The organism is Hyphobacterium vulgare (assembly GCF_042643335.1).
GTDB classification, from domain to species: domain Bacteria; phylum Pseudomonadota; class Alphaproteobacteria; order Caulobacterales; family Maricaulaceae; genus Hyphobacterium; species Hyphobacterium vulgare.
This window is the reverse complement of record NZ_JBHRSV010000019.1, coordinates 90,123-105,644: the sequence shown is the minus strand read 5'-3', so window position 1 is coordinate 105,644 and position 15,522 is coordinate 90,123. Positions and strand designations below refer to the sequence as shown.

General features: G+C 65.7%; 11 protein-coding genes. 5 read left to right on the top strand and 6 right to left on the bottom strand.

The window, feature by feature from the left end:
* Nucleotides 1-145: 145 nt before the first annotated feature.
* The 5 genes from ACFOOR_RS10030 to ACFOOR_RS10010 are packed head-to-tail and all read right to left on the bottom strand — an operon-like array spanning nt 146 to nt 7,059.
* Entirely contained in the window at nt 146-2,341 is a 2,196-nt protein-coding gene (locus tag ACFOOR_RS10030) for a 3-hydroxyacyl-CoA dehydrogenase NAD-binding domain-containing protein (protein ID WP_343164233.1), read from the bottom strand.
* 23 nt (nt 2,342-2,364) lie between these two features.
* Nucleotides 2,365-3,573, bottom strand: coding sequence for an acetyl-CoA C-acetyltransferase (locus tag ACFOOR_RS10025; RefSeq protein ID WP_343164232.1), 1,209 nt, complete (start codon nt 3,571-3,573; stop codon nt 2,365-2,367).
* Nucleotides 3,574-3,602: 29 nt separating this feature from the next.
* Nucleotides 3,603-4,769: an acyl-CoA dehydrogenase family protein gene (locus ACFOOR_RS10020; RefSeq protein WP_343164231.1), complete on the bottom strand. Its 1,167-nt coding sequence runs from the start codon at nt 4,767-4,769 to the stop codon at nt 3,603-3,605.
* 3 nt (nt 4,770-4,772) lie between these two features.
* Entirely contained in the window at nt 4,773-6,548 is a 1,776-nt protein-coding gene (locus ACFOOR_RS10015) for an acyl-CoA dehydrogenase C-terminal domain-containing protein (protein ID WP_343164230.1), read from the bottom strand.
* Nucleotides 6,549-6,570: 22 nt separating this feature from the next.
* Entirely contained in the window at nt 6,571-7,059 is a 489-nt protein-coding gene (locus ACFOOR_RS10010; RefSeq protein WP_343164229.1) for a MerR family transcriptional regulator, read from the bottom strand.
* 162 nt (nt 7,060-7,221) lie between these two features.
* Between ACFOOR_RS10010 and ACFOOR_RS10005 the strand changes: the two genes are divergently transcribed.
* From ACFOOR_RS10005 to ACFOOR_RS09985, 5 genes are all read left to right on the top strand, one after another.
* Nucleotides 7,222-9,102 (top strand): hypothetical protein, encoded by a 1,881-nt coding sequence (locus ACFOOR_RS10005; RefSeq protein ID WP_343164228.1) that lies wholly within the window; start codon nt 7,222-7,224, stop codon nt 9,100-9,102.
* A 260-nt stretch (nt 9,103-9,362) separates the two neighbouring features.
* A complete protein-coding gene (locus tag ACFOOR_RS10000; protein ID WP_343164227.1) occupies nt 9,363-12,539 on the top strand; it encodes a peptidoglycan-binding protein in 3,177 nt (1,058 codons plus the stop codon).
* Nucleotides 12,540-12,545: 6 nt separating this feature from the next.
* On the top strand, nt 12,546-13,481 hold the full coding sequence (locus ACFOOR_RS09995; protein WP_343164226.1) for a sulfite exporter TauE/SafE family protein: 936 nt from the start codon (nt 12,546-12,548) through the stop codon (nt 13,479-13,481).
* Nucleotides 13,478-14,296, top strand: a complete 819-nt coding sequence (locus ACFOOR_RS09990) for a TIGR02186 family protein (protein ID WP_343164225.1) — start codon at nt 13,478-13,480, stop codon at nt 14,294-14,296. Before ACFOOR_RS09995 ends, ACFOOR_RS09990 begins: the two co-directional genes overlap by 4 nt.
* Nucleotides 14,297-14,316: 20 nt before the next feature.
* Nucleotides 14,317-14,760, top strand: a complete 444-nt coding sequence (locus ACFOOR_RS09985; RefSeq protein WP_343164224.1) for a DUF3429 domain-containing protein — start codon at nt 14,317-14,319, stop codon at nt 14,758-14,760.
* Here the strand turns inward: ACFOOR_RS09985 and pdeM are convergent.
* Complete coding sequence (gene pdeM / locus ACFOOR_RS09980) at nt 14,757-15,464, bottom strand: ligase-associated DNA damage response endonuclease PdeM (RefSeq protein ID WP_380214435.1); 708 nt, start codon at nt 15,462-15,464, stop codon at nt 14,757-14,759. The genes ACFOOR_RS09985 and pdeM overlap by 4 nt on opposite strands.
* Nucleotides 15,465-15,522 lie beyond the last annotated feature (58 nt).

Sequence of the window (15,522 nt, the reverse complement as noted above, 5' to 3'; positions counted from 1 at the left end):
GTCTTGTTCGCAGAATCTTCTAACTTGACTTGAACATTAAGAATTTCTTGATTTTTTTGATTTGCGTCCGCGCCTTCAGCGTCGAATTTTAACGAAAGGCGGGCGCCTGCGGGCGCCCGCCTTACCGCTCTTGATTGTATTCAAATCAAGCCGCTGCCTTGTCCTTGCCGAAGCGGCCGTAGAAGCTTTCGCCTTTCTGGGCCATCTCGCGCAGCAGGTCCGGCACCTTGAACGGGTCGCCATACCTGGCGGCCAGCTCATCGGCGCGGGTCACGAAATTCGCGACGCCCACCGTATCGATGAAGGACAGGACACCGCCGGTATAGGGCGCGAAGCCCCAGCCCAGGATCGAGCCGACATCGGCCTCGCGCGGGTCTTCGACAATGCCTTCGGCCATGGTCCGCGCCGCCTCGATCGCCTGGGCATAGAGGATGCGGTCCTTGATCAGCTGCAGTGACGGCTGCTCGCCCAGCGGCAGGACGCCGTTCAGCGCGAACTGACCGAGATTGTCCCACAGATGCTTGCCGGCGTCGGTATAGACGTAGAAGCCCTTGCCATTCTTGCGGCCAAAGCGACCGGCCTCATACATGCCGGTGATGATCGCCTCGGTCGGTCCCGGATTGTAGTCCGGACCGAGGTCGCGCTTGGTCTGCTGCAGCACCTTGTAGCCGAGATCGATGGCGACCTCGTCCTGCAGCGAGAGCGGCCCGACCGGCATGCCGGCGGCCTTCGCGCCATTCTCGATCAGCGCCGGCATATAGCCTTCCGACAGCATCGCCATGCCCTGCTCGATATAGCGCATGACGCAGCGATTGGCGTAGAAGCCGCGCGTGTCGGCGACGACGATCGGGGTCTTCTTGATCTTCGCGACATAGTCGATGCACAGCGAGATTGCCCGGTCGCCGGTCTTCTCGCCGACGATCAGCTCGACCAGCATCATCTTTTCCACCGGCGAGAAGAAGTGCACGCCGATGAAATTCTCCGGCCGCAACGACGCCTTGGCCAGCGAGGTGATCGGAATGGTCGAGGTGTTCGATCCGAAGATCGCGCCTTCCGGCATGTGCTCTTCGGCCATCTTCGTGATCTTGTGCTTCAGCTCGCTGTCCTCGAACACCGCCTCGATGACGAGATCGACGTCCTTCAGCATGGAATAGTCGGTCGTCGGGGTGATCAGGTCGGCCAGCTTCTGCGCCTTCTCGGCGGTCAGCTTGCCACGCTGCGCTCCCTTTTCGAAGAAGTCGGTGGCGTGCTTCTTGCCCTTGTCGGCACCTTCCTGGCTGACATCGATCAGCACGACTTCGATCCCGGCCTGCGCCGAAACCGTGGTGATGCCCGCGCCCATGAAGCCGGCACCGATCACGGCGATCCTCTTGACCTCTTCCCTCTCCTGTCCGGCGGGGCGGCGACCGCCCTTTTCCAGCGCCTGTTTCGACAGGAAGAGCGAGCGGATCATGTTGCGGCTTTCCGGCCGCATCAGAAGCTTGGTGAAGTACCGGCTCTCGATCCGGAGACCCGCATCGATCGGCACCTGAATGCCTTCATAGACGCAGGACAGGATGTAGCGCTGGGCCGGGTAATTGCCCCAGGTTTCCTTGCGCAGCATCGGGTTGGCCGCACCGAACACCTGCATGCCCTGCGGCGTGTAGACCGCGCCGCCGGGGATCTTGAACTTGTCGCCGTCCCAGGGTTGTTTCGACTGAAGCGGGTTTTCCTTCACCAGCGCCTTCGCCCTGGCGACGATCTGGTCCATCGGCACGACCGCCTGGACGAGGCCTTGCTGCAGCGCGGTGGCGCCGTCGAACTGCTTGCCCTGCAGCATGATCGGTGCGGCATTCATCACGCCGACAAGGCGCGGCAGACGCTGCGTGCCGCCGCCGCCCGGCAGAACGCCGACGAGGGATTCGGGCAGACCCAGCTTGACTTTCGGGTGGTCGGCCATGACGCGGTAATGGCAGGCCAGCGTCACCTCGAAACCGCCGCCCAGCGCAATGCCGTTGATCGCCGCGGCGACCGGCTTGCCGCAGGTTTCCAGCTGGCGCAGCGTCGCGTTGAGCGCGAACGCCATGTCGAACAGCTTCTGCTTGGCCTCGTCCTCGGAGAGGTTCTTCAGGTCGGCCATGCCGCCGCCGAGTTCCGACAGGTCGGCCCCGGCACAAAAGCTGCCCTGCTTGCCCGAAGTGATGACCGCGCCCTTGATGGCGTCGTCACTGGCGATCTTTTTGGTGAATTCCTGCACCTCGGCGATCACCTCGCCGGACAGGACGTTCATCGACCGGCCCGGGCTGTCGAAGGTGATCAGCGCAATGCCGTCGGAATCGATTTCAAGTTTGAAGTGTTTCATCTGTTTGATCCTTCGGTCCGATCCTAGACGCGCTCGATGATGGTGGCCGTGCCCATGCCGCCGCCGACGCAGAGCGTGGCGAGGCCGGTGCCCTTGCCGGTGCGCTCCAGCTCGTCGAGCAGCGTGCCGAGGATCATCGCGCCGGTGGCACCCAGCGGGTGACCCATCGCGATGGCGCCGCCATTGACGTTGGTCTGGTCATGGGAAATGCCCATATCGTCCATGAAGCGCAGCACGACCGAGGCGAAGGCCTCGTTCATCTCGTAGAGGTCGATATCCTCCGCGCTCATGCCCGCCTTCTTCAGCGCCTTCTTCGCGGACGGCGCCGGACCGGTCAGCATGATGGTCGGCTCCGACCCGATCGACGCCATGGCCCGGATGCGGGCGCGGGGCTTGAGGCCCAGCCTCTCGCCGATCTCCTTGTTGCCGACGAGGATGGCGGCTGCGCCATCGACGATGCCCGAGGAATTGCCGGCGTGGTGGACGAAGTTGATCTTCTCCACATGCGGATATTTCTGGATCGCGACCGCATCGAAACCGACGAAAGCCGAAAGATCCTTGAATGCCGGATTGAGCGAGGCCAGCGACTGCATGTCGGTGTCCGGGCGCATCAGCTCGTCATGGTCGAGCTGCGTCAGGCCGAGCTGGTTCTTCACCGGCACGACCGACTTCTTGAACCGGCCTTCTTCCCACGCCTTCGCGGCGCGCTTCTGGCTTTCCACGGCATAGGCGTCGACATCGTCGCGCGAATATCCGCCAAGCGTGGCGATCAGGTCGGCCCCGACGCCTTGCGGCACGAAATAATGGTCGAAGGCCATTTCCGGGTCGGCGGCCATCGCGCCGCCATCGGAACCCATCGGCACGCGGCTCATCGCCTCGACGCCGCCGCCGATCGCCATTTCGGCTTCGCCGGACATCACCTTCGCGGCGGCCATGTTGGTCGCTTCAAGGCCCGAGGCGCAGAAACGGTTGATCTGCACGCCCGCCGTCGACTCCGCGTAGTTGGCGTTGATCACCGCCGCGCGGGCGATGTCGGAACCCTGCTCGCCGACCGGCGAGACGCAGCCCAGGATCACGTCGTCGACGTGGGCCGTGTCCAGATTGTTGCGATCGCGGATCGCCTGGAGTTGCTGGGTGGCCAGCTGCAGCGCGGTAATCTCGTGCAGCGAGCCGTTCTTCTTACCCTTGCCGCGCGGCGTGCGCGTGGCGTCGTAGATATAGGCTTCGGTCATGGGGGTAACTCCCGTTAAATCGATAGGGACTAAAGCGTCCGCGAGATCAGCAGCTTCATGATTTCGTTCGTGCCGCCATAGATGCGCTGCACGCGCGAATCCCGCCACATGCGGGCGATCGGATACTCGTTCATGAAGCCGTAGCCGCCGTGCAGCTGGACGCATTCATCGACCAGCTCGCACTGGATGTCCGAGACCCAGTATTTCGCCATCGAGGCGGTCGAGGCATCGAGCGTGCCCTCGATGAGGCGCTCCGAGCAGTGGTGGCAGAACACCTCGGCGATCGTCGCCTTGGTCTTCAACTCGGCCAGTTTGAACTGCGTGTTCTGGAAGGCGATGATCGGCTTGCCGAAGGCATGGCGTTCCTTGACGTAGCGGATCGTCTCGTCGAGTGCCCGCTTCATCATGCCCACGCCCTGCACCGCGATCTGCAGGCGTTCCTGCGGCAATTGCTGCATCAGCTGGATGAAGCCCTGGCCTTCCTCCGTGCCCAGCAGCGCTTCGGAGGGAACCCAGACGTCGTCGAAGAACAGCTCGGCCGTGTCCTGGCCCTTGAGCCCGACCTTGTCGAGCAGGCGGCCGCGGCGGAAGCCTTCGAGGCCATCGGTCTCAACCATGAAGAGCGAGGTGCCCTTCGCGCCGGCCGCCGGGTCGGTCTTGGCCACGACGATGATGAAATTCGCCGTCCCGCCATTGGTGATGAAGGTCTTCGACCCGTTGATACGGTAGCCGTTGCCGTCCTTCTTCGCCGTCGTCTTGATGCCCTGCAGGTCGCTGCCGGCCGCCGGTTCCGACATGGCGATGGCGCCGACATATTCGCCGGAGACCATTTTCGGCAAGATGCGCTGCTTCTGCTCTTCCGTGCCGTAATGCCAGACATAGGGCGCGACGATGGAGTTGTGCAGCGAGGCGCCCCAGCCATCGACGCCCATTTCCGCGGCGGCCATGTGGAAGACGTAGTCGTGACGCCAGTCACCGCCGGCACCGCCATATTCCTCCGGGCAGGCCGGGACCAGAATTCCGGCTTCTCCCGCCTTGTTCCAGACTTCGCGGTCGACCTTGCCGGATTTCTCCCAGCGGTCGCCATGCGGTGCGCATTCCTTCTCGATGAAGCCGCGCACGGCATGATCGAACATGTTCACGTCCTCCTGGTCGAGCCAGGACGGTTTCGGGACGTTGAGCGGATCGGCTTGCATGGATCAGAACTCCTCGGATTCGAGCGCCATCATCGAGGCCGCCCCGGCCTTGACCTTGGCCAGGTGCATTCCGGCTTCCGGGACCCAGCGGTCGAGGAAGTAGCGCCCGGTTTTCAGCTTGGTGTCGTGGAAGGGATCGCCCGCCTTCTTCGCGGCGGCCTTGGCCATCAGCGCCCACATATAGGTCAGGCAGGTCAGGCCGAAGAGCTGCAGGTAGTCGTGGCTCGACGCCCCGGCATTGTTGAAGTCCTTGAGGCCGTTTTCGACCAGCCAGTCGGTGGCTTCCTTCAGCGCCGCCTTGGTCGAGGCAACAGCGTCGAGGAAGGGCTTCACCGTCTCGTCGCCGCCTTCCGCCACGCAGGCATCCAGTTCGGCGAAGAAGCTGGTGATCGGACGCATGCCGTTCATCGCCAGCTTGCGGCCGACGAGGTCGAGCGCCTGAACGCCGTTCGTGCCTTCATAGATCAGCGTGATGCGGGCATCGCGCACGAACTGGCTCATGCCCCATTCCTCGACATAGCCCGAACCGCCGAACACCTGCAGACCATTCGACGCCGACAGGAAACCCTTGTCGGTCAGATAGGCCTTCACGATCGGGGTCAGCAGCGCCATGTAGTCGCCCGCCTTCTCCCGCGTATCGGCATCGTCGGAATTGTGTTCGAGATCCGCCTGAAGCGCCGCCCACGCGATGAAGCAGCGCGCCGCGGCGATGAAGGACTTCTGGTCCATCAGCATCCGGCGCACGTCCGGGTGGACGATGATCGGATCGGCCGGACCATCGGGATTCTTCGGCCCGGTCAGCGACCGGCCCTGGAGACGGTCCTTCGCGAAGGCCAGCGAGTTCTGATACGCCGCCTCGGCGATCGCGAGCCCCTGCAGGCCGACGCCCAGACGCGCCTCGTTCATCATGACGAACATGATCTTGAGGCCCTTGTTCTCTTCGCCGACCAGCCAGCCCTTCGCGCCGTCATAATTCATGACGCAAGTGGCGTTGCCGTGGATGCCCATCTTCTCTTCGAGCCCGCCGCACTGCAGCGTGTTGCGCTCACCGGCATCACCGTTGGCATCGGGCAGGAATTTCGGCACCACGAAGAGCGATATGCCCTTCACGCCGTCCGGCGCACCTTCGATGCGCGCCAGGACAAGGTGGATGATGTTGGACGAAAGATCGTGCTCGCCCGAGGAAATCCAGATCTTCTGACCCGAGATCCGGTAGCTGCCATCGGCCTGCGGCACCGCCTTGGTGCGCAGAAGGCCGAGATCCGTTCCGCAATGCGGTTCGGTGAGGTTCATCGTGCCGGTCCATTCGCCGGAGATCATCTTCGGCAGATACATCTGCTTCTGATCTTCCGAACCGCCGGCGACGAGCGCGCGCACCGCCCCGCCCGTCAGACCGGGATACATGCCGAACGCCATGTTCGCGCCGGACGTCATTTCCGCCACGGCGAGCGACAGGATGTGTGGCAGGCCCTGACCGCCATATTCCGGGTCCTGTCCGAGGCCCATCCAGCCGGCCTCGGCGAATTGCTTGTAGGCATCCTTGAACCCGTCAGGAGTCGTCACGGAGCCATCGTCATGTCGGGTGCAGCCCTGGATGTCGCCGGTCCGGTTGATCGGCGCCAGCACCTCGCTGGCGAACTTGCCGCCCTCTTCGAGGATGGCGTCCAGCGTCTCCTTGTCGAGGTCGGAGAAGCCCGGAAGATTGCTGTATTGCGACACGCCCAGAACCTCGTGTAGGAGGAATTGGTAGTCGCGGACGGGGGCGGAATAACTCGGCATCAGAAGTCTCCGTGCAGTGGGATTAGCTGGGTTCGGGGGCGGCACCTGTCCAGGCGCTCATGCGCGCCTCGGCCAGGGCTTCAAAGGCACGCAAACGCTTGCGCAGGTCTTCCGAAGGTTCACGGTCGGCGAGGCGTTCTTCCATCCAGCGGCAGCCGGCCTCGAGCTCCTCGATCGCCGCGTCGATATCCTCGCGCTGGCGTTCCAGGTCGCCGATGCGTTCCCGGAACCGCTTGACCGATTCCAGGAGGTGCGCCCTGCCACCGGAATCGATCGCTTCGAGATCCAGCATCTCCTTGATCTCGTCGAGCGAGAAACCGACCCGCTTGCCGCGCAGGATGAGCGCAAGCCGTGCACGATCGGCAGCGGAATAGATGCGCTTGGCGCCTTTCCGGTCGGGGGTCAGCAGACCCTTCTGTTCGTAAAAGCGCAGCGCCCGCGCCGTGACGCCGAATTCGGCCGACAGGTCGCGAATCGTGAAGGATGAAGCGGGTGAAACCGGCTTGATCATGTGTGTGAACCTGACTCACGTTTACGCGAACGTCAACGTCAATTTAGCGACAATCCGGTGACGCCTGTGGAAACATGGGCTTGACCTCGCGCAGCCCCCGCCCTTCCCTCGCCGCAATCCCCGGTCATCTCACGCCGGATCCGCCACCGTCAGGACTCGTCCATGCGCGCGCTCATTCTTGCCCTGCTCATCGCCTTTCTCACCGCTCCGGCGCATGCCATTCCCGGCGTGACCATTCCTTTCCCGGAGGACGTGCAGGAGGAAGAGGATGACAGCGAGGGCGCGGTCGATCCCGCGGACGCGGTGGCCGACTTCGTGCTCGACACCGACGCGCCGGTCGAGACTCCGGCCGGGATGGAACCGGTCCCGGCCACCGAAGCCGGTCCGTGGCTGATGTCGGATGACTATCCGCGCCCGGAGATGATGGAAGGCTCCGTCATTCGTCTGGTCTGGCAGGTCCAGGTCGAGACGATGGAGGGTGAGGCGCAAGGCGAATCGTTCACCCGCACGCTGCTGATCGGACCCGATTTCGCCTACGACACCGGCGAGACCCCGCCCGTGCTCTATGACTTCGCACATGATCGCCGTCTGGTCGCGAACACGGAATCCGGGACCTATCGCAACACCAGCGTCTATGGCGATGTCCGCCGCCGGCTCGACACCTATCTGGCGCTGTCGCGGGGCGGAACGCTCGAGGACATTCCCTTCGGCCCCGGCCGCGCCTTCGACCGCTTCTGGCTGGAATCGGCGATGGGTCTGAGGATGACGCCGGTGGAATTGTCGGTCCGGCAGTCCGGCGGGATGATCTCGGTGCTGCGCGCGGGCGGCCTTGATGTCTTTTCCTTCGATGAGTCCGCGACGCGCGGCGATCCCTTCGTCGTCGAAGAAGAAGCGGTCGACAATGCCGAACAGGCAGACGACGCCGCTGCTGCTGACGGGATCACCGACGAAGACGCAGCGGAGACCGAAGACGAGGCGACGGAAATCGAGGAAGAATTCGCCGGCGTGCCGACGAACGACATCGAAGCCCTGTTGCGCGGCGACACCGGCGAAGCCGATGAATCCGGCGCTACCGAAGAGGCTCCGGCCGCGGACGACGAGGCCGAACCGGCCCCGGTCATTACCGAGGACGACCGCCATTACGGCCTCTACCAGCCCGGCTTCGTCCGCGTGTTCAGGGGCTGGATGCGCCACGCGCTGCCGGTGCACCCCGATGCATTCGCAGCCTTCACAGACGCCGAGGCGATTCCGCAGCAATTCAGCTTCGTTGTCGTCAGTCCGAACAGCCCGGAGGGCCGCCGCGAGGTGTGGACCCTGACGTCGGTCGGGGATCCCGAATCCGTCTTTCCCCTGCCGGACGGTCTCGAACCCGGCTTCGACGGTCCGCTGGCGGCCGTCGCGGCCCCGGCCTCGGACGCCTTGCGTGCGATCGACAACGCCAACCCGCCGGCCAGTTCCGACATCACCGGCACGGCGGAGCGCCTGCGTCAGGAAGGCGAACTCGCGCTGGCCTATCTGACGCTCTACCAGGACTCCGCGCATCGCGGGCAATGCCAGATGGGTGACACCTCGCGCGCAGCCTGCCAGGCGCTTGGTTCGCTGGTCGCTTCAGGCCTCGGCAATGCGGAATTCGAAGCGCTTTTTACCGGGCTCGCCGGCCTGTCGACAGGCGAATCCGAGGCCGCCTATGAAGCGGTCCTGCCCTATCTCGACGCGCCGGGCTTTGGCGGAGCGGCCGCCAACATGATCGCCGGAAACGAGCTGATCGCCTGGGCTGCGAGCGCCGGCGCGGAAGCCGACCTCCCCGACACCGACCCCTTTGTCCTGCTCGCGAATTCCGCCGACAAGGATGCCTATGCGCCGGCCATCTACTGGCACCTCGCCCAGGCGCACCTTGCGGCCAATCGCGCCGATGCGGCCTGGACCATGCTCGACCTCGGCCGCCGGATTCCGGGCGGCGCGGATCATGAATTGCTGCGTCAGGCCGGCGTGGTCGAGATCCGGCTTCAGCGCCTTGCTCCGGATTTCTTCCCTCTGCGTTAACCGAGCTTTACCGCACGTTAACCGGCGCAATTGTCATTAACCAAGATGCGCGGAGTTATCGGCGGACCCGCCCCGGGAAAGAGGTGTGGAAACACCACATCTTGGGGCAGCCCGGTTGGTTTACACTAAATTAACCGCTGGATACGGTCTGCAAAACGGCGGGGAGTGTGATTCGTATGTCGTCCGGGGGACCGTGGAGCGTAAAGGGGATTGATCCCCGCGCCCGCGCGAGGGCCAAAACGGCCGCCCGGCGCGAAGGCATGACGCTGGGCGAATGGCTCAATCGCGTCATCCTTGACGACGGCCCCACCGATGATCCGGATACGCCGGCCTGGGAGCAAAGTCTCGAGACCTTTCCCGGATTTTCCCAGCGTTCTGACGAAGGCGAGGCCCTGCTGCGCGGCATGGTCGACCGGCTCTCGCAACGCCTGGAATCGACCGAACAATCCTCCGCCGAGGCGCTGGAGGACATCGACACCACGCTCGAAACCCTGAACGACCGGCTCGACGCCGCCGAAAAGGGTTATGGCGAGGAAAGCCGCAAGACCCGGGAGGCGGTTGAACGCGCCCGTTCGGTCGCCGAAGCGCTCGCCATGCGCGTCAAGCGGCTTGAGGAGACCGGCACCGAACTCGCACCGGAGACGACGAAGGCTCTCGAAACCGCGTTCGGCCGGCTGGCCACCCGTCTCTACCGCACCGAGACCGAAACCGGCCGGCAATTGCACGAAACCGGCGAACTCGCGCGCCGCGCCGACGAGACCGCCCGCACGCTTTCGGAAAAGCTCGTCGCGCTCGAGGCGCGCAGCCAGGCGCTCGACGCCGACCTCAAGCGGTCGGGCGACCGGGAACGTCTCGCTGGCGAAGCGCTGAACGGCCTGCATTCCGCAATCGACCGGCTCCGCCGCCGGCTCGAAGCAACCGAGGGCCTGTCCCACGACGCCGCGCGCACGATTGACGAATCCGTCGTGCGGCTCGACACGAGGCTGCGCGCCGTCGAGGCCCGCGCCAATTCGAACGATCCCGACGGGCTGAACCAGCGCTTCGATCGGTTCGCGGACGAGGTCGCCCGCATCGTGTCCGACACGCGCGCCGATTTCGCCCGTCAGATCGAACGCCTCGAACACGACCGCAATCCCGACCGCTTCGAGCAGCAACTGAAAGCCACCGAGCGCCGGATTTCCGAGGCCGAGTCCCGCCACAGCGAGGCGCTGTCGAAGATCGGCATCGAGATCACCCGCCTCGCCCGCGTCATGGACGACCGGCTGCGCGATCACGAACGCCAGCTCAATGACCGCGAACGCGACAGCCGAAGCGAACGCGAGCTGGACCGCCGGCTCGACGCGGTGCGCGACGAAAGCCGCGCCGGCATCAGGCAGATGGGCGACGAGATCACCCGGCTCGGACAGTCCCTGACCGAACGGGTCGCGGAATCCGAACAGAAATCCGCCGCGGCCATCGAAGCCTCCAGCAAGCGCATGACCGAAGCTCTGGAGAAGATCGAGCGCGCCCGGTCCACCGAGGACGATCTTGAATCGCGCCTGCTGCGCAGCGAGGAACGCACCGCCGAGCGCATCAAGGAGGCCCTCGCCGGGATTGGTGAGCGTCTGAGCGCGGCCCGGCAGGAAACCGAGGAAGCGCTGACACCGGTCCAGCGGGCGATGAACGCCCTCGCCGACCGCCTCGAGGCAATCGAACAAGCCCGCCATGCACCGGAACCCGCGCCGGTGCCTGAGCCAGCGGCAGCCTCATCCCCGGCGCGCGCCGAACGCGAGATTCCGGATTTCGATACGCCGCTCGCCCCGCCGCCGGAAGCAGAGACCCCGATGGGAGCCGGCGAAGATGAGGAAGACCCCTTCCTGATCACCGAGGATGCCGGCTCGGCCTGGACGAGTACAAGCGAGGCCGCGCGCTATTCCGCACCGGCCCCGCAACCCGAACCGCGCGCAGAACCAAGGCCGGAAGCTCGACCCGCACCGCAGGCCGAGGCACGCCGCGAAGCGCGCAGTGAACATCGCGTCGAGGCACCGGTCGAACCGGAATGGCGGGAAGAACCGGCCCCGCGTCAGTCCCGGCCCCGGCGCGAAGACCGGGCCGCTGCGGTCGAGGAAGCGCCGAGGCCCGAACCCCGCCGCCCTGCGCGGATCGGCGCCACCGCCGATGCCGATTTCCTGGCGGCCGCACGCAACCGGGTCGGTGCCAATCCCGGCTTCTCCGACTACGGATCGCAGCAGAATGGCGGGGGCCGCGGCCGTTCCCTGGTCATTGCGCTGAGCGTCGCCGGCTTCATCGCCATCGCGGGCGCCGCGGGTGTGCTGGTGTTCGACAGCCTCACCGGTGATCGCCCGGCACGCGAAGCCACGCTTGACGAGGTCGCGCTCGCCGAAGCACTGACCGGCGACAATCCTGCCGATATCAATGCCCCAGCCGCAGATGCCGGCCTGCCCCCCGCGCTGCAATCGGATTCGCAGCCGGACCCGGCCGGTGATCCGGACCTCGCAGGTCCAGACGCTGCCCCGGGGGCCGTGGCCCCGGACAGTGCGCCGTCCGAACCGCCGGCGCGAACCGCGACGGCCGAGGACGCCCCGCGCAACCAGGTCGCGTCGCTGAACAATTCGATTCCGGCCAGCCGCCCGCGCACGCTGGACGAGGCGGCGGCGGACGGCGATCCGGTCGCCCGCTACCAGCTCGCGCTGGAGCGGATCGAGGCCGGCGACGAAGCCGGCGCCGCCGTGCTGATGCGCCGCGCCGCGGAGCAGGGCGTCCCGGCCGCGCAATACCGTTACGCCAAGATGCTGGAACGCGGCGAAGGCGTGACCGCTGACCTCGAAGAAGCCCGGCGCTGGACCGAGATGGCGGCGAATGCCGGGCATCGCCGCGCCATGCACAATATGGGCGTGATGTATTCGTCCGGCTCCGGCGCGCCGCAGGACTGGGACCAGGCCGCACACTGGTTCGAGGAAGCGGCGCTTCACGGCATGACGGACAGCCAGTTCAACCTCGCCGTCCTCTATGAACGCGGGCTTGGCGTGCCGCAGAGTGCGCCGGACGCCTATGCCTGGTATTCGATCGCCGCGGCCGGCGGCGATGAAGGTGCACAGGCCCGCGCCAACACGATCCGCGCTTCGTTGTCCGATGCCGCGCGCGAGGAGGCCGACGCCGTCATTGCCGGTTTCACACCGCGTCCGGTCAATGAAGAGGCCAATGGCAACTATGCCGCTACTCCCTGGGGGCAGCCGCAGTCGACAACCCCGGCCATGGTCCGCCAGGCCCAACAGCTCCTGTCAGCGCTTGGCTATCAACCCGGCCCCGCCGACGGGGTCGCCGGTGCACAGACCGTCAACGCGGTGCGCGACTTCGAACGTGATGCGGGGATCACGCCCACCGGGCAGATCGATGCCGTTCTGATCGGCCGGCTTGAGCGCGCCGGTCAGGGATAAGGGGCGGTGCAGATCTATCTGCCCATCGCCGAGATCTCCGTAAACCTTCTGCTATTGTTGAGCCTTGGTGTCGGAGTCGGATTTCTCTCCGGCATGTTCGGCGTCGGTGGCGGCTTCCTCCTGACCCCATTGCTGATCTTCATCGGCATTCCACCAGCGGTCGCCGTGTCGACCCAGGCCAACCAGATCGCGGCCTCATCGGCGTCGGGTGCCATCGCGCACTGGCGGCGCGGCACGCTCGACATGAAGATGGGCGCGCTGCTGCTCGTCGGCGGCATGGCGGGCGCCTTCGCGGGTGTCCAGATATTCGGCTATCTGCAGGCGCTCGGTCAGATCGATCTGATCATTTCGCTCTGCTATGTCGGCTTTCTCGGCACGATCGGCACGCTGATGCTGATCGAGAGCATCAACGCCCTGGTTCGACGGTATCGCGGCACGAAGTCCTCGTCGAACAGTGCCGCGCGGCGCAAGCGGCGCTGGATCGACCGCCTGCCGTTCAAGACCCGGTTTCCGAAATCGGGCCTCTATCTGTCGGTCATCCCCCCGGTCGTGATCGGAACCTTCGTCGGCACGCTGACCGCCATAATGGGCGTGGGCGGCGGCTTCATCATGGTCCCGGCCATGATCTACGTGTTGCGGATGCCGACCAATGTCGTCATCGGCACATCCCTGTTCCAGATCCTCTTCGTCACCCTGCTGACCACCGTGTTGCAGGCCGGCCAGAACCAGACGGTCGACATCGTCCTCGCGCTCGCCCTGATCGTCGGAGGCGTGGTCGGTGCGCAACTGGGCGCGCGGGCCGGCCGGAAGATCCGCGCCGAGGAATTGCGCGTCGCCCTCGCGGTTCTTGTGATCGCCGTCTGCCTGAAGGTCGGCTGGGACCTCGTGGCGACGCCGGAAGACCTGTTCAACATCATCTCGCTCGGGCGGCCGCAGATATGAGGCTCTGGCTCGCCCTGCTGACCCTTCTCGCCCTCGCTCCGCACGCCGCAGCGCAGGACGAGGCCGAGACCCCGGCGGCGGACGGGGGTCCGGCCATCGTCGCGGCCCTGACCCAGGAACGGGTCGACATCCGGTCCGATTTCGCCGGCACGCAGCTCATTCTGTTCGGCGCGGCCCAGGGCATGCGCGAGAGCGACGACATAGTCATCGTCGTGCGGGGCCCGCAGGAGGATTTGCGCGTGATGCGGCAGAGCCGGATCCTCGGCGTCTGGGTCAATATGGCGCCGGTCCATTTCGAGGGTGTGCCGTCCTACTACACGGTCGCGTCAACACGCCCCCTGTCGGACGTCGGGGCGTTCTCCGCCCTGCGCCGCGAAGGCATCGGCCTCGACCATCTGCGCCTCGACGCACCGGACACCGAACACCGGGAAGTGCGCTTCGGGGTCGAGGTGACGGTCAGTGATATCGGCGCGGAGATCGCCGAATACCGCGCCGCGATCGCACGCAACCGGCGGCGTGAGGAATTGTTCGCCGAAACCTATGAGGGCGTCGACCTGCTCGAGGGCGGACTGTTTCGCGCCAAGGTGACCTTGCCGCCGCGTACGCCGGTGGGCGACTACACCGTTGACGTCTACCTGTTCCGCAATGGCCGTGCGGTGGCCGAACGGTCGGTGACGCTGGAAGTCCGCAAGGCGGGCCTCGAACGCATCATCTACGACTTCGCGCATCAATTCGCCTGGCTCTACGGCCTGGTCTGCGCCGCGCTGGCCGTCCTTTTCGGATGGGCCGCCGCCGCTATCTTCAATCGCCGCTGACGACAACGCGGAGTCCCGCCATGATCCCCGCCCCTGCTCTCTGGCTCGGCCTTGCCGGTCTGATCCCCTTCTACGCCCCGGTGATCTGGCGCCTCGTTGCCGAGGGACCCGATGTGAACCGCGCCGAGATCGCCTTTACCCTGTACGCGGCTGTGATCCTGTCCTTCCTCGGCGGAGCGCGCTGGGGGCGCGAAGTGGTGCTTTCCATGGCCGTGCCCCGTGCGCGCGAACTGACGCTCGCCATTTTGCCGTCGCTCGGGGCCTGGCTGGCCGCCGCGGCGCATCTCGGCGGTTACAAGCAGATCGCCTGGGCCGGACTGATCCTCGCCTTTGCGCTGGTCTTCTTCTGGGACTGGCGCGGCGCGAAGGACGGCACCTGGCCGGAGTGGTATGGCCGCCTCCGCCTGATGCTCAGCTTCGGGGCGGTCTTCTCCGCCACCGTGATGATCGTGTTGAACGTCTAGCGGACGCGGTCCGGCAACAGCCGCCGCGCCGCGATCGGATAGACCGTCCGCCGCCCGATCACCCACGCGTCGGGACAGCAACCGAACACTTTCGCGAAGGCCGCATCCCGCACATTGAGGCCGCCGGTGAACGCCCCGAAGGACGGCAGCACAGCGCGCTTGCCGTCGCTGGCGAAGCAGCGGGCACGCAGCGTCCGGCCATTGCCCGACACCTTGGCGCACGGGTGGAGGTGCCCCGCCACTTCACCGTCTTGGGCTGAAGGTTCGTGCCGGAAGGTCAAAGGGCCGAGCGAAAGCTCTCCGGCGATCATCCCGCCGAAGCGCGGCGGCGGGACCGGGTCGTGATTGCCCTCGATCCAGACCCAGTCAGCAACCGACCGGACCAGTGCAGCGAGCGTATCCGCATCCCCCGCATCCATCCGGCCATCGGCCCCGAGATCGTGAAAGCTGTCGCCGAGCGCGATGACGGTGTGCGGCTGCAGCCGCACGATCGCCTCCGCCAGCCGTTTCAGCGTGGCGCGCGTGTCGTAGGGCGGCAGGAAAATCCCCTTCGCCGCGAAGGCCGATCCCTTCTCGAAATGAAGATCGGCGACGGCGAGGACGCGCTCGCCCGGCAGATAAAGCGCGCCCGACCGGTCGGCGATGACCTCCACCCCCGACAGGCTCCATGCGGAGCGGTCCTCGAATGCCATCGCCTCGGCCACTCGCCAGCCCGTTCGTTCGCTTTTGTTCCGGGTCCGAAACTCGCCGCTTCGGCCCGCC

Excerpts from the sequence above, each read along its gene's own strand:
- ACFOOR_RS10030 (WP_343164233.1), bottom strand. The coding sequence starts at position 2,341 with ATGAAACACTTCAAACTTGAAATCGATTCCGACGGCATTGCGCTGATC.
- ACFOOR_RS10025 (WP_343164232.1), bottom strand. The coding sequence starts at position 3,573 with ATGACCGAAGCCTATATCTACGACGCCACGCGCACGCCGCGCGGCAAG.
- ACFOOR_RS10020 (WP_343164231.1), bottom strand. The coding sequence starts at position 4,769 with ATGCAAGCCGATCCGCTCAACGTCCCGAAACCGTCCTGGCTCGACCAG.
- ACFOOR_RS10015 (WP_343164230.1), bottom strand. The coding sequence starts at position 6,548 with ATGCCGAGTTATTCCGCCCCCGTCCGCGACTACCAATTCCTCCTACAC.
- ACFOOR_RS10010 (WP_343164229.1), bottom strand. The coding sequence starts at position 7,059 with ATGATCAAGCCGGTTTCACCCGCTTCATCCTTCACGATTCGCGACCTG.
- ACFOOR_RS10005 (WP_343164228.1), top strand. The coding sequence starts at position 7,222 with ATGCGCGCGCTCATTCTTGCCCTGCTCATCGCCTTTCTCACCGCTCCG.
- ACFOOR_RS10000 (WP_343164227.1), top strand. The coding sequence starts at position 9,363 with ATGACGCTGGGCGAATGGCTCAATCGCGTCATCCTTGACGACGGCCCC.
- ACFOOR_RS09990 (WP_343164225.1), top strand. The coding sequence starts at position 13,478 with ATGAGGCTCTGGCTCGCCCTGCTGACCCTTCTCGCCCTCGCTCCGCAC.
- ACFOOR_RS09985 (WP_343164224.1), top strand. The coding sequence starts at position 14,317 with ATGATCCCCGCCCCTGCTCTCTGGCTCGGCCTTGCCGGTCTGATCCCC.